7 protein-coding genes, 2 tRNA genes and 2 rRNA genes are annotated in these 14,428 nt (G+C 44.9%); all 11 read left to right on the forward strand.

Going from position 1 to position 14,428, the window contains the following annotated elements; all coding sequences use genetic code 11:
* The 11 genes from dnaA to MHI08_RS00055 all read left to right on the forward strand — a co-directional run bounded on the left by dnaA (nucleotide 1) and on the right by MHI08_RS00055 (nucleotide 14,392).
* Nucleotides 1-1,341 (forward strand): chromosomal replication initiator protein DnaA, encoded by a 1,341-nt coding sequence (gene dnaA / locus MHI08_RS00005; RefSeq protein WP_024424073.1) that lies wholly within the window; start codon nucleotides 1-3, stop codon nucleotides 1,339-1,341.
* 196 nt (nucleotides 1,342-1,537) lie between these two features.
* Nucleotides 1,538-2,674, forward strand: coding sequence for a DNA polymerase III subunit beta (dnaN, locus tag MHI08_RS00010; protein WP_024424074.1), 1,137 nt, complete (start codon nucleotides 1,538-1,540; stop codon nucleotides 2,672-2,674).
* Nucleotides 2,675-2,824: 150 nt separating this feature from the next.
* A complete protein-coding gene (gene yaaA / locus MHI08_RS00015) occupies nucleotides 2,825-3,040 on the forward strand; it encodes a S4 domain-containing protein YaaA (protein ID WP_008360916.1) in 216 nt (71 codons plus the stop codon).
* A gap of 16 nt (nucleotides 3,041-3,056) precedes the next feature.
* Nucleotides 3,057-4,169: a DNA replication/repair protein RecF gene (gene recF, locus MHI08_RS00020; RefSeq protein WP_163114518.1), complete on the forward strand. Its 1,113-nt coding sequence runs from the start codon at nucleotides 3,057-3,059 to the stop codon at nucleotides 4,167-4,169.
* A gap of 17 nt (nucleotides 4,170-4,186) precedes the next feature.
* Nucleotides 4,187-4,432, forward strand: coding sequence for an extracellular matrix/biofilm biosynthesis regulator RemA family protein (locus MHI08_RS00025; protein ID WP_056766786.1), 246 nt, complete (start codon nucleotides 4,187-4,189; stop codon nucleotides 4,430-4,432).
* Nucleotides 4,433-4,489: 57 nt separating this feature from the next.
* Nucleotides 4,490-6,406 carry a DNA topoisomerase (ATP-hydrolyzing) subunit B gene (gene gyrB / locus MHI08_RS00030; RefSeq protein WP_024424077.1) on the forward strand — a complete coding sequence of 639 codons (1,917 nt, stop codon included), beginning with the start codon at nucleotides 4,490-4,492 and terminating at the stop codon, nucleotides 6,404-6,406.
* Nucleotides 6,407-6,638: 232 nt separating this feature from the next.
* Nucleotides 6,639-9,143, forward strand: coding sequence for a DNA gyrase subunit A (gene gyrA, locus MHI08_RS00035; RefSeq protein ID WP_024427653.1), 2,505 nt, complete (start codon nucleotides 6,639-6,641; stop codon nucleotides 9,141-9,143).
* A gap of 409 nt (nucleotides 9,144-9,552) precedes the next feature.
* Nucleotides 9,553-11,101: ribosomal RNA gene (locus MHI08_RS00040) — 16S ribosomal RNA — on the forward strand.
* A 95-nt stretch (nucleotides 11,102-11,196) separates the two neighbouring features.
* Nucleotides 11,197-11,273: transfer RNA gene (locus MHI08_RS00045), tRNA-Ile, on the forward strand.
* A 14-nt stretch (nucleotides 11,274-11,287) separates the two neighbouring features.
* Nucleotides 11,288-11,363, forward strand: a tRNA-Ala gene (locus tag MHI08_RS00050).
* Nucleotides 11,364-11,461: 98 nt separating this feature from the next.
* Nucleotides 11,462-14,392, forward strand: a 23S ribosomal RNA gene (locus tag MHI08_RS00055).
* Together the 16S and 23S rRNA genes with 2 tRNA genes alongside form the textbook arrangement of a ribosomal RNA operon.
* Nucleotides 14,393-14,428: the final 36 nt, after the last annotated feature.

Below are 14,428 nucleotides of genomic sequence, written 5' to 3' on the forward strand. Positions count from 1 at the left end.
ATGGAAAATATTTTGGATCTGTGGAATAAAGCACTTCAAAAAATAGAGACAAAATTGAGCAAACCCAGTTTTGAGACATGGATGAAATCGACAAAAGCCCATTCTCTTCAGGGAGATACGCTTACAATTACGGCACCTAATGAATTTGCTAGAGATTGGCTAGAGTCAAGATATCTTCACTTAATTGCTGATACCATCTATGAACTAACAGGTGAAGAGCTCAGCATTAAATTTATTATTCCTCAAAATCAGGATGAAGAGGAAGCCATGCCAAAGTCTCCTATCAAAAAAATGTCTAAAGAAGAGCCCGTTGACATTCCACAAAATATGCTGAATCCAAAATATACATTTGATACTTTTGTTATTGGTTCAGGCAACCGTTTTGCTCATGCCGCTTCACTTGCAGTCGCGGAAGCACCAGCAAAAGCATATAACCCGCTTTTTATTTATGGGGGCGTTGGTTTAGGAAAGACTCACTTGATGCATGCGATTGGTCATTACGTGATCGACCATAATCCATCAGCCAAAGTGGTCTATCTATCATCTGAAAAATTTACTAATGAATTTATCAACTCAATCCGAGATAACAAAGCTGTCGACTTCCGTAACCGCTATCGGAATGTAGATGTGCTTTTGATAGATGATATTCAATTTTTAGCAGGAAAAGAACAAACACAAGAAGAGTTTTTCCATACATTCAACACACTTCACGAAGAAAGTAAGCAAATCGTCATTTCTAGTGACCGGCCTCCGAAGGAAATTCCGACACTTGAAGACAGATTACGCTCTCGATTTGAATGGGGCTTAATTACAGACATTACCCCGCCAGATCTAGAAACGCGTATCGCGATACTGCGAAAAAAAGCAAAAGCAGAAGGCTTAGACATTCCAAATGAAGTCATGCTGTACATTGCCAATCAAATCGACAGCAACATTCGTGAGCTGGAGGGTGCTTTGATTCGTGTCGTTGCTTACTCATCTTTAATTAATAAAGACATTAATGCAGATCTAGCAGCTGAGGCGCTAAAGGACATCATTCCTTCGTCAAAGCCTAAGGTCATTACAATTAAAGATATTCAAAGAATTGTAGGGCAGCAATTTAATATTCGATTAGAGGATTTCAAAGCAAAGAAACGTACAAAGTCAGTTGCTTATCCAAGACAAATTGCCATGTACCTCTCTAGAGAAATGACCGATTCCTCTCTGCCTAAAATCGGAGAAGAATTTGGCGGTCGTGATCATACGACTGTCATTCATGCTCATGAGAAGATTTCGAAATTAATTGTTGAAGATGAACAGCTTCAGCAGCATGTCAAAGAGATCAAAGAACAATTAAAATAATCAAGCTGATATAATGAGTACGGGAAAATGTGAATAACTAGAGCATAGTCATACACAGTCTGTCCACATGTGGATAGGCTGTCTTTCCTTTCTTTTTCTCGACTTATCCACATATTCACAAGCCCTACTATTACTTCTACGATTTTTATTAATAAAATATATATACATGTCATTAAGAAAATTTAGGAGGACCACTATGAAATTCACGATTCAAAAAGATCGTCTTGTCCAAAGTGTCCAAGATGTATTAAAGGCCGTATCCTCTAGAACAACGATTCCTATTTTGACAGGGATTAAAATTGTTGCGTCTGATGAAGGGGTTTCTCTAACAGGAAGCGATTCTGATATCTCAATTGAATCTTTCATTCCTCAAAGAGATGGAGATTTAGAGGTTATCACCATTGATCGTCCGGGAAGTATTGTGCTTCAAGCCCGCTTTTTTAGTGAAATTGTAAAGAAACTGCCTATGTCTACTGTCGAAATTGAAGTAGAACAAAATCACCTGACTATCATCCGCTCTGGTTCAGCGGAATTTAACTTAAACGGCTTAGATGCTGAAGAATATCCGCATCTTCCACAAATTGAAGAGCATCATGCATTTCAAATTCCGACAGATCTGCTTAAAAACTTGATTCGTCAAACTGTTTTTGCAGTGTCCACCTCAGAAACACGACCTATCTTGACAGGTGTAAACTGGAAGGTTGAAAAAGGTGAATTAATATGCACAGCAACGGATAGCCACCGTCTTGCTTTAAGAAAAGCGAAGTTAGATATTAACGAGGAAAGTTCGTATAATGTCGTGATTCCAGGGAAGAGTTTAACTGAGCTAAGTAAAATTCTTGATGATGGACAAGATCTTGTGAGCATCGTCATTACAGAAACCCAAGTTCTTTTTAAAGCACAAAACGTACTGTTCTTCTCAAGGTTGCTGGATGGAAATTATCCAGATACGGCCCGTCTGATCCCGCAAGAAAGTAAAACGGATGTCGTGGTCAACACGAAAGAGTTCCTTCAAGCCATTGATCGTGCATCACTTTTGGCAAGAGAAGGACGTAATAATGTCGTGAAACTGTCAGCTGATCCTGAACAAAGCCTTGAAATCTCTTCTAACTCGCCTGAGATCGGTAAAGTGGTGGAGACGGTTCAAGCAGATGACATTAAAGGGGAAGATCTTAAAATCTCCTTCAGTCCAAAATATATGCTGGATGCGTTAAAAGTATTAGAGGGAACAGATATTCATGTAAGCTTCACTGGTGCAATGAGACCGTTCCTGCTGCGTACGCCGAATGATGATTCTATCTTGCAATTGATTCTTCCGGTAAGAACGTATTAATTCAATCTAAAATGGCTGCTGTGTGAGTGCACAGCAGCTTTTCTTCTCGTTTTCCATGCTTTCTTTCATCCCAGTTCGCTTTCCCCCTTTCCTTCTTGTCTTGTTTTTTAGTACAATTAGATATTAGTGATATTGAAAGAGGTCGATACAATGCCTAATCTTATAACCATTGAAACAGAAATGATTACATTAGGGCAGTTTTTGAAATTAGCCGAAGTCATCCAATCTGGCGGAATGGCGAAATGGTTTTTAAGTGAACATGAGGTGTTCATTAATCAAGAGCCAGATAATAGACGGGGACGCAAACTATACCCAGGAGATGTTGTCGAGATTGAAGGTTACGGCACATTTCAAGTTGTGAATTAGAAACGGGTGACAATACATGTACATTCAAAGTCTGGCGTTAACTTCATACCGAAACTATGAACACACCGAGCTTCAATTCGACAATAAGGTGAATGTCATGATCGGTGAGAATGCCCAAGGTAAAACGAACTTGATGGAAGCGATCTATGTATTGTCGATGGCAAAGTCTCATCGTACGTCAAATGATAAAGAACTTATCCGATGGGACCAAGACTATGCTAAAATAGAAGGTAGAGTCATTAAAAAAAATGGTCCACTCCCAATGCAGCTCGTGATCTCAAAAAAAGGGAAAAAGGGCAAGGTCAATCACATTGAACAACAGAAGCTCAGTCATTATGTTGGTGCGTTAAACACCATTATGTTTGCGCCAGAGGACTTAAGTCTTGTGAAGGGCAGCCCGCAAATCCGCAGAAGATTCCTCGACATGGAGATTGGACAAGTTTCTGCTGTCTACTTGCATGATTTATCGCTCTATCAAAAAATCCTCTCTCAGCGGAATCATTACTTGAAACAATTGCAGACAAGAAAGCAAACGGATCAAGCGATGCTGGAGATTTTAACAGAGCAGTTGATTGATGCGGCAGCGAAAGTGGTCAAAAGACGACTGACTTTTACGAAACAGCTCGAAAAATGGGCGCAGCCGCTGCATTTTGGGATTTCTAGAGAGCTAGAAACACTTACGCTCCAATACCAGACGGCAATAGAGGTATCAGAAGTGTCAGACTTGTCGAAAATAAAGAATAGCTATGAAGAATCGTTTCAGAAACTAAGAGAGAGAGAAATCGACCGAGGGGTGACACTGTGGGGGCCTCACAGAGATGACCTGCTTTTCTTTGTGAATGGTCGGGATGTTCAGACATATGGCTCTCAAGGGCAGCAAAGAACAACAGCTCTTTCACTAAAGCTGGCAGAAATTGATCTGATACATGAAGAAATCGGAGAATATCCCATTCTTCTACTTGATGATGTGTTATCTGAACTTGATGATTACAGACAGTCTCATTTGCTCCATACCATTCAGGGACGTGTACAGACCTTCGTCACCACAACAAGTGTTGAAGGCATCGATCACGCCACCCTGAAAGAAGCGGAAATTTTCAGAGTAGCCAGTGGAAAAGTAATTGACTGATAAATGAGGTGTGAGTCTTGTATATTCATTTAGGTGATGATTGTGTTGTTTCTACACGAGAGATTGTCGCAATTGTTGATTACAAAATGAGGTCGTCTTCTGTTGTAGAAGAATTTCTACAAAAACAGGAGAAACATATCATTTCGTTATCACAAGGGACACCCAAATCCATTGTCGTCACAACTGAATCTGTTTATTACTCTCCTCTTTCCTCAAGCACGCTCAAAAAACGTGCTTCGTTTGTGGTTGAAATTGAAGTCTAAAAACTCAATTCATATAAATATATCGTTTAAGAAAAGTGTAGGTGAATGTACGTGGCAATGGAACAGCAACATAATAGTTATGATGAAAATCAGATACAGGTGCTTGAAGGACTAGAAGCTGTTAGAAAACGTCCAGGAATGTACATTGGGTCAACCAATGCAAAAGGGCTTCACCATCTTGTATGGGAAATTGTCGACAACAGTATTGATGAGGCATTAGCTGGTTATTGTACAGACATTACAGTGCAAATTGAAAAAGATAACAGCATTACAGTAAAAGATAATGGCCGCGGGATTCCTGTTGGAATTCATGAGAAAATGGGGCGTCCTGCCGTAGAGGTCATTATGACTGTTCTTCACGCTGGCGGTAAATTTGACGGCAGCGGTTATAAAGTATCAGGCGGTCTGCATGGTGTAGGGGCATCTGTTGTAAATGCATTATCTACTACCTTAGACGTGACTGTATACCGTGACGGGAAAATCCATTATCAGCAGTTCAAACGCGGCGTTCCAGTGGGAGATTTAGAGGTTATTGGTGAAACAGATGTAACCGGGACAACCACTCACTTTGTGCCAGATCCAGAAATTTTCACGGAAACCATTGAATTTGATTACGATACACTTGCTAACCGTGTTCGTGAGTTAGCCTTCTTAACAAAAGGTGTAAACATCATCATAGAAGACTTGCGTGAAGGCAAAGAGCGGAGAAATGAATACTGCTACGAAGGCGGTATTAAGAGCTATGTAGAACATTTAAACCGCTCAAAAGAAGTCGTTCATGAAGAGCCTGTGTACATCGAAGGTGAGAAAGACGGAATCACGGTTGAAGTAGCATTACAATATAACGATTCCTATACAAGCAATATCTATTCCTTCGCCAACAATATCAACACGTATGAAGGCGGAACACACGAAGCTGGTTTTAAAACCGGTCTAACGCGTGTCATCAATGACTATGCTCGTAAAAATGGCGTATTCAAGGATGGGGATGCGAATTTAAGTGGTGAAGATGTGCGAGAAGGCTTAACAGCCATTATCTCCATCAAACATCCAGACCCTCAATTCGAAGGACAAACGAAGACAAAGCTTGGGAACTCAGAAGCGAGAACCATCACAGACTCCCTTTTCTCTGAAGCACTTGAGAAATTCTTGCTTGAAAATCCTGATTCTGCGAAAAAAATTGTGGAAAAAGGACTGATGGCGGCTCGTGCAAGAATGGCTGCCAAAAAGGCTCGTGAGCTGACAAGACGTAAAAGTGCACTGGAAGTCTCCAGCTTACCTGGGAAACTAGCGGACTGTTCTTCTAAAGATCCTTCCATCTCTGAACTCTATATTGTAGAGGGAGATTCTGCGGGCGGATCTGCTAAACAAGGCCGTGATCGCCACTTCCAAGCGATCTTACCGTTAAGAGGGAAGATCCTAAACGTAGAAAAAGCTCGTTTAGATAAAATTTTATCGAACAACGAGGTTCGTTCAATGATTACAGCGTTAGGAACTGGAATCGGAGAAGACTTTACTTTAGAGAAAGCACGCTATCACAAAATTGTGATCATGACAGATGCCGATGTGGATGGAGCACACATTCGAACGCTGCTCTTAACATTCTTCTATCGCTACATGCGTGAAATCATTGAAAACGGTTATGTGTATATTGCGCAGCCGCCTTTATATAAAGTGCAGCAAGGAAAACGTGTGGAGTACGTGTATAACGATAAACAGCTGGATGAGCTGTTAAAATCACTTCCTCAAACACCAAAGCCTGGACTTCAGCGTTATAAAGGTCTTGGAGAAATGAATGCTGCTCAGCTTTGGGAAACAACAATGGACCCTGATGCGAGAACACTTCTTCAAGTCACACTTGAGGATGCGATCGATGCTGATGAGACATTTGAAATGCTGATGGGAGATAAAGTAGAACCGAGACGAAACTTTATCGAAGAAAATGCGCAATACGTGAAAAACCTTGATATTTAGATAGATCCTTTCTGAGAACAACCTTATTTCTTGTTTGGAATAAGGTTGTTTTTCAAGAAATAGGGGCGTGTAACGAATGTCCTGGTTTTCCGTGTTTTCGTTGATTTTCTAGTAAATAAATGTGTATAAAGCCGAGATTATTGATATAATGGAGAATAGTCTTGTGAAGATAAATACATATTTTACTCCCACATAATTTATTTCATGTGATACGTAAAGGGAGGTTCTTATAGTGAGTGAACAACATACACCAAATGTACGCGAAGTAAATATTAGTCAAGAAATGCGTACGTCCTTTTTAGATTATGCAATGAGTGTTATTGTTTCGCGTGCATTACCAGATGTGCGAGATGGCTTGAAGCCCGTGCATCGAAGAATTTTGTATGCGATGAATGACCTAGGTATGACAAGTGATAAACCATTTAAGAAGTCTGCACGTATCGTTGGGGAAGTTATCGGTAAGTACCACCCTCACGGTGACAGCGCTGTATACGAAGCGATGGTTCGTATGGCGCAAGACTTCAACTATCGAAATATGCTGGTTGAAGGCCACGGGAACTTTGGTTCTGTCGATGGAGACGGTGCAGCGGCAATGCGTTATACTGAGGCGCGTCTATCTAAAATTTCAATGGAAATCCTGCGTGATATCACTAAGGATACGATTGATTATCAAGATAACTACGATGGCAGTGAAAGAGAACCAATCGTCATGCCTGCTCGTTTCCCGAACTTATTAGTCAACGGGGCAACAGGTATCGCTGTAGGGATGGCAACAAACATTCCGCCTCACCAGCTAGGTGAAGTGATTGATGGGGTACTGGCGATAAGTCAAAACCCAGAAATGACTACACAGGAACTAATGGAGATCATTCCAGGACCAGACTTCCCAACTGCGGGACAAATCATTGGCCGAAGCGGAATCCGCAAAGCATATGAAACAGGCCGAGGTTCTATTACATTACGTGCAAAGTCTATCATCGAAGAAACATCCAGCGGTAAGCAGCGGATTGTCATTAATGAAATTCCATATCAGGTCAATAAAGCACGTTTGATCGAAAAAATCGCTGATCTTGTGCGCGATAAAAAGATCGATGGCATTACAGATCTCCGTGACGAGTCTGATCGTAATGGAATGCGGATCGTGATTGAACTGCGAAGAGACGCGAACGCCCACGTTCTATTAAACAATCTTTATAAACAAACGACACTTCAAACGTCATTTGGGATCAATTTATTGGCACTAGTTGATGGACAGCCGAAAGTCTTGTCCCTCAAACAATGTCTTGAATATTATTTAGAGCATCAAAAAGTGATTATTCGCAGAAGAACAGCATATGAACTTCGTAAAGCCGAAGCAAGAGCTCATATTCTAGAAGGTTTAAGAATTGCCCTTGACCACTTAGATGAAGTCATTGCATTAATTAGAAGCTCTCAAACTGCTGAAATCGCGAGAAATGGCTTAATGGAGAACTATAGCTTGTCCGAAAAACAAGCACAGGCCATTCTTGATATGCGTCTTCAGCGCTTAACTGGTTTGGAAAGAGAAAAGATAGAAGAAGAATACAAAGGACTTGTTGATTTGATTGCTGAGTTGAAAGCCATTTTAGCAGACAATGAGAAAGTTCTTGAAATCATTAGAGAAGAATTAACAGAAATCAAAGAACGTTTCAATGATACGCGCCGTACTGAAATTGTGACAGCGGGTATTGAAACAATTGAAGACGAAGATTTGATTCCTGTTGAGAACATCGTGATTACGCTGACTCATAATGGTTATATCAAGCGTCTGCCTGCATCAACATACCGCAGTCAAAAAAGAGGCGGTAAAGGTGTTCAAGGGATGGGAACCAATGAGGATGATTTCGTAGAACAGCTGATTTCAACATCTACCCATGATACAATCCTCTTCTTCTCTAATAAAGGGAAGGTTTATCGTGCGAAGGGATATGAGATTCCTGAATTCGGACGGACAGCGAAAGGGATTCCGATTATTAACCTGCTTGAAGTAGAAAAGGGAGAGTGGATTAATGCCATTATTCCAGTAAGCGAATTTGATGAAGATTCGTATCTCTTCTTTACAACAAGACACGGTGTATCAAAACGAACATCATTGTCTCAGTTTGCCAACATTCGAAACAATGGACTTATCGCATTAAGTCTTCGTGACGAAGATGAACTGATGGCTGTCCGTTTAACCAATGGAGAAAAACAAATCATCATTGGAACGAAAAAAGGTATGCTGATTCGTTTCGACGAGACAGATGTTCGTGAAATGGGACGTACGGCAGCTGGCGTGAAAGGAATTACGCTTTCTGAAGATGACATCGTCGTTGGGATGGAAATCCTTGAGGCAGATGCAAACGTATTGATCGTCACCGAAAAAGGGTATGGTAAGTTAACACCTGAAAAAGAATACCGTGTTCAAAGTCGGGGCGGTAAAGGTCTTAAAACATGTAAAATCACTGACAACAACGGTCCGCTTGTCGCGGTGAAGGCGACGAATGCTGAAGCTGAAGAGGACTTGATGATTATTACAGGAAGCGGCGTGATCATTCGTATGGCCGTTTCAGATATTTCAACAACAGGTCGAGTCACTCAAGGTGTCCGCCTGATTCGTCTAGGTGATGATGAACATGTCGCTACAGTGGCATTAGTTGAACAATCACAAGAAGATGATGAAGAGAATAGTGAAGAAAACGTAGAAACTATAGAGTCAGATCAAGAGCAATCTGAGTAAAAATAAAGCCGGTGAAGAACCGGCTTTATTTTTTTCTAAAAAAACATGAGTTTTTTTGAAATTTATAATGCTTTTTTCATAGATATGTGTTAATCTTTCAAAGGAGCAAAAAGAGGCTCTATTTTTTATCTCTTTTACAGTGGAAACTTCTTAAAAAAATAAAATGTTTTTCAAGAAAAATGTTGACTGTTGATAGAGATATATGATATATTTAAGTGGTCGCTTTGAGAGAGTGACACACAAGTTCTTTGAAAACTAAACAAGACAAAACGTACCTGTTAATTCGAGTTTTTATAAAAAAATCCTATGATACTTCATAGGTAGTCAGTCAAACTGGCGAGGCAGGAAATGATCACATGCTAAGTTCGCTACATCGTGTAGCAACGCATGTGTGATATGCATCCTGCATACCTCGGAGAGTTTGATCCTGGCTCAGGACGAACGCTGGCGGCGTGCCTAATACATGCAAGTCGAGCGGACAGAAGGGAGCTTGCTCCCGGATGTTAGCGGCGGACGGGTGAGTAACACGTGGGTAACCTGCCTGTAAGACTGGGATAACTCCGGGAAACCGGAGCTAATACCGGATAGTTCCTTGAACCGCATGGTTCAAGGATGAAAGACGGTTTCGGCTGTCACTTACAGATGGACCCGCGGCGCATTAGCTAGTTGGTGGGGTAATGGCTCACCAAGGCGACGATGCGTAGCCGACCTGAGAGGGTGATCGGCCACACTGGGACTGAGACACGGCCCAGACTCCTACGGGAGGCAGCAGTAGGGAATCTTCCGCAATGGACGAAAGTCTGACGGAGCAACGCCGCGTGAGTGATGAAGGTTTTCGGATCGTAAAGCTCTGTTGTTAGGGAAGAACAAGTGCGAGAGTAACTGCTCGCACCTTGACGGTACCTAACCAGAAAGCCACGGCTAACTACGTGCCAGCAGCCGCGGTAATACGTAGGTGGCAAGCGTTGTCCGGAATTATTGGGCGTAAAGGGCTCGCAGGCGGTTTCTTAAGTCTGATGTGAAAGCCCCCGGCTCAACCGGGGAGGGTCATTGGAAACTGGGAAACTTGAGTGCAGAAGAGGAGAGTGGAATTCCACGTGTAGCGGTGAAATGCGTAGAGATGTGGAGGAACACCAGTGGCGAAGGCGACTCTCTGGTCTGTAACTGACGCTGAGGAGCGAAAGCGTGGGGAGCGAACAGGATTAGATACCCTGGTAGTCCACGCCGTAAACGATGAGTGCTAAGTGTTAGGGGGTTTCCGCCCCTTAGTGCTGCAGCTAACGCATTAAGCACTCCGCCTGGGGAGTACGGTCGCAAGACTGAAACTCAAAGGAATTGACGGGGGCCCGCACAAGCGGTGGAGCATGTGGTTTAATTCGAAGCAACGCGAAGAACCTTACCAGGTCTTGACATCCTCTGACAACCCTAGAGATAGGGCTTTCCCTTCGGGGACAGAGTGACAGGTGGTGCATGGTTGTCGTCAGCTCGTGTCGTGAGATGTTGGGTTAAGTCCCGCAACGAGCGCAACCCTTGATCTTAGTTGCCAGCATTCAGTTGGGCACTCTAAGGTGACTGCCGGTGACAAACCGGAGGAAGGTGGGGATGACGTCAAATCATCATGCCCCTTATGACCTGGGCTACACACGTGCTACAATGGACAGAACAAAGGGCTGCAAGACCGCAAGGTTTAGCCAATCCCATAAATCTGTTCTCAGTTCGGATCGCAGTCTGCAACTCGACTGCGTGAAGCTGGAATCGCTAGTAATCGCGGATCAGCATGCCGCGGTGAATACGTTCCCGGGCCTTGTACACACCGCCCGTCACACCACGAGAGTTTGCAACACCCGAAGTCGGTGAGGTAACCTTTATGGAGCCAGCCGCCGAAGGTGGGGCAGATGATTGGGGTGAAGTCGTAACAAGGTAGCCGTATCGGAAGGTGCGGCTGGATCACCTCCTTTCTAAGGATATATGGAGCAGCGTGCGTTTTCGTCTTGTTTAGTTTTGAAGGAACTTGCAAAAGATCCTACAACATCATATCTTCGATATGAAAGATGGGCCTGTAGCTCAGCTGGTTAGAGCGCACGCCTGATAAGCGTGAGGTCGGTGGTTCGAGTCCACTCAGGCCCACCATCTTCTATTAAATCGGGGCCTTAGCTCAGCTGGGAGAGCGCCTGCCTTGCACGCAGGAGGTCAGCGGTTCGATCCCGCTAGGCTCCACCAACGTGTTCTTTGAAAACTAGATAACAATAAGTAATACATTCACATTGAATGCAATGCAAAGTTCATCACACATAGTGATTCTTTCTAAAGTAAGAAATGGTTAAGTTAGAAAGGGCGCACGGTGGATGCCTTGGCACTAGGAGCCGATGAAGGACGGGACGAACACCGATATGCTTCGGGGAGCTGTAAGCAAGCTTTGATCCGGAGATTTCCGAATGGGGAAACCCACTGCTCGTAATGGAGTAGTATCCATACTTGAATACATAGAGTATGAGAAGGCATACCCGGGGAACTGAAACATCTAAGTACCCGGAGGAAGAGAAAGCAAATGCGATTCCCTGAGTAGCGGCGAGCGAAACGGGAACAGCCCAAACCAAGAGGCTTGCCTCTTGGGGTTGTAGGACACTCTATACGGAGTTACAAAGGAATGATATAAGCGAAGAGGTCTGGAAAGGCCCGCCAAAGAAGGTAACAGCCCTGTAACTGAAATGTCATTCTCTCCAGAGTGGATCCTGAGTACGGCGGAACACGTGAAATTCCGTCGGAATCCGGGAGGACCATCTCCCAAGGCTAAATACTCCCTAGTGACCGATAGTGAACCAGTACCGTGAGGGAAAGGTGAAAAGCACCCCGGAAGGGGAGTGAAATAGATCCTGAAACCGTGTGCCTACAAGTAGTCAGAGCCCGTTAACGGGTGATGGCGTGCCTTTTGTAGAATGAACCGGCGAGTTACGATCCCGTGCAAGGTTAAGCAGAAGATGCGGAGCCGCAGCGAAAGCGAGTCTGAATAGGGCGCATGAGTACGTGGTCGTAGACCCGAAACCAGGTGATCTACCCATGTCCAGGGTGAAGTTCAGGTAACACTGAATGGAGGCCCGAACCCACGCACGTTGAAAAGTGCGGGGATGAGGTGTGGGTAGGGGTGAAATGCCAATCGAACCTGGAGATAGCTGGTTCTCTCCGAAATAGCTTTAGGGCTAGCCTCAAGGTAAGAGTCTCGGAGGTAGAGCACTGATTGGACTAGGGGCCCCTACCGGGTTACCGAATTCAGTCAAACTCCGAATGCCGATGACTTATCCTTGGGAGTCAGACTGCGAGTGATAAGATCCGTAGTCGAAAGGGAAACAGCCCAGACCGCCAGCTAAGGTCCCAAAGTATACGTTAAGTGGAAAAGGATGTGGAGTTGCTTAGACAACCAGGATGTTGGCTTAGAAGCAGCCACCATTTAAAGAGTGCGTAATAGCTCACTGGTCGAGTGACTCTGCGCCGAAAATGTACCGGGGCTAAACGTATCACCGAAGCTGCGGACTGTTCTTACGAACAGTGGTAGGAGAGCGTTCTAAGGGCTGTGAAGCCAGACCGGAAGGACTGGTGGAGCGCTTAGAAGTGAGAATGCCGGTATGAGTAGCGAAAGACGGGTGAGAATCCCGTCCACCGAATGCCTAAGGTTTCCTGAGGAAGGCTCGTCCGCTCAGGGTTAGTCGGGACCTAAGCCGAGGCCGAAAGGCGTAGGCGATGGACAACAGGTTGATATTCCTGTACCACCTCCTCACCATTTGAGCAATGGGGGGACGCAGGAGGATAGGGTAAGCGCGGTATTGGATATCCGCGTCCAAGCAGTTAGGCTGGGAAATAGGCAAATCCGTTTCCCGTGAAGGCTGAGCTGTGATGGCGAGCGAAATTTAGTAGCGAAGTTCCTGATTCCACACTGCCAAGAAAAGCCTCTAGCGAGGTGAGAGGTGCCCGTACCGCAAACCGACACAGGTAGGCGAGGAGAGAATCCTAAGGTGATCGAGAGAACTCTCGTTAAGGAACTCGGCAAAATGACCCCGTAACTTCGGGAGAAGGGGTGCTTCTTAGGGTGTTAAAGCCCCGAGAAGCCGCAGTGAATAGGCCCAGGCGACTGTTTAGCAAAAACACAGGTCTCTGCGAAGCCGTAAGGCGAAGTATAGGGGCTGACGCCTGCCCGGTGCTGGAAGGTTAAGAGGAGCGCTTAGCGTAAGCGAAGGTGCGAATTGAAGCCCCAGTAAACGGCGGCCGTAACTATAACGGTCCTAAGGTAGCGAAATTCCTTGTCGGGTAAGTTCCGACCCGCACGAAAGGCGCAACGATCTGGGCACTGTCTCAACGAGAGACTCGGTGAAATTATAGTACCTGTGAAGATGCAGGTTACCCGCGACAGGACGGAAAGACCCCGTGGAGCTTTACTGCAGCCTGATATTGAATGTTGGTACAGCTTGTACAGGATAGGTAGGAGCCTTGGAAACCGGAGCGCTAGCTTCGGTGGAGGCATCGGTGGGATACTACCCTGGCTGTATTGACCTTCTAACCCGCTGCCCTTATCGGGCAGGGAGACAGTGTCAGGTGGGCAGTTTGACTGGGGCGGTCGCCTCCTAAAATGTAACGGAGGCGCCCAAAGGTTCCCTCAGAATGGTTGGAAATCATTCGCAGAGTGTAAAGGCACAAGGGAGCTTGACTGCGAGACCTACAAGTCGAGCAGGGACGAAAGTCGGGCTTAGTGATCCGGTGGTTCCGCATGGAAGGGCCATCGCTCAACGGATAAAAGCTACCCCGGGGATAACAGGCTTATCTCCCCCAAGAGTCCACATCGACGGGGAGGTTTGGCACCTCGATGTCGGCTCATCGCATCCTGGGGCTGTAGTCGGTCCCAAGGGTTGGGCTGTTCGCCCATTAAAGCGGTACGCGAGCTGGGTTCAGAACGTCGTGAGACAGTTCGGTCCCTATCCGTCGCGGGCGCAGGAAATTTGAGAGGAGCTGTCCTTAGTACGAGAGGACCGGGATGGACGCACCGCTGGTGTACCAGTTGTTCTGCCAAGGGCATCGCTGGGTAGCTATGTGCGGACGGGATAAGTGCTGAAAGCATCTAAGCATGAAGCCCCCCTCAAGATGAGATTTCCCATTCCGCAAGGAAGTAAGATCCCTGAAAGATGATCAGGTTGATAGGTCTGAGGTGGAAGCGTGGTGACACGTGGAGCTGACAGATACTAATAGATCGAGGACTTAACCTATATTCTAATGTGAAGCATGAACATTGTTATCTAGTT

The sequence above is a fragment of the Bacillus sp. FSL M7-0791 genome, assembly GCF_038627085.1.
GTDB classification, from domain to species: domain Bacteria; phylum Bacillota; class Bacilli; order Bacillales; family Bacillaceae; genus Bacillus; species Bacillus safensis.

Bases quoted from the DNA above. Each gene is read 5' to 3' on its own strand.
- dnaA (WP_024424073.1), top strand. From the start codon at position 1: ATGGAAAATATTTTGGATCTGTGGAATAAAGCACTTCAAAAAATAGAG.
- recF (WP_163114518.1), top strand. From the start codon at position 3,057: ATGTACATTCAAAGTCTGGCGTTAACTTCATACCGAAACTATGAACAC.
- gyrB (WP_024424077.1), top strand. From the start codon at position 4,490: ATGGAACAGCAACATAATAGTTATGATGAAAATCAGATACAGGTGCTT.
- dnaN (WP_024424074.1), top strand. From the start codon at position 1,538: ATGAAATTCACGATTCAAAAAGATCGTCTTGTCCAAAGTGTCCAAGAT.
- yaaA (WP_008360916.1), top strand. From the start codon at position 2,825: ATGCCTAATCTTATAACCATTGAAACAGAAATGATTACATTAGGGCAG.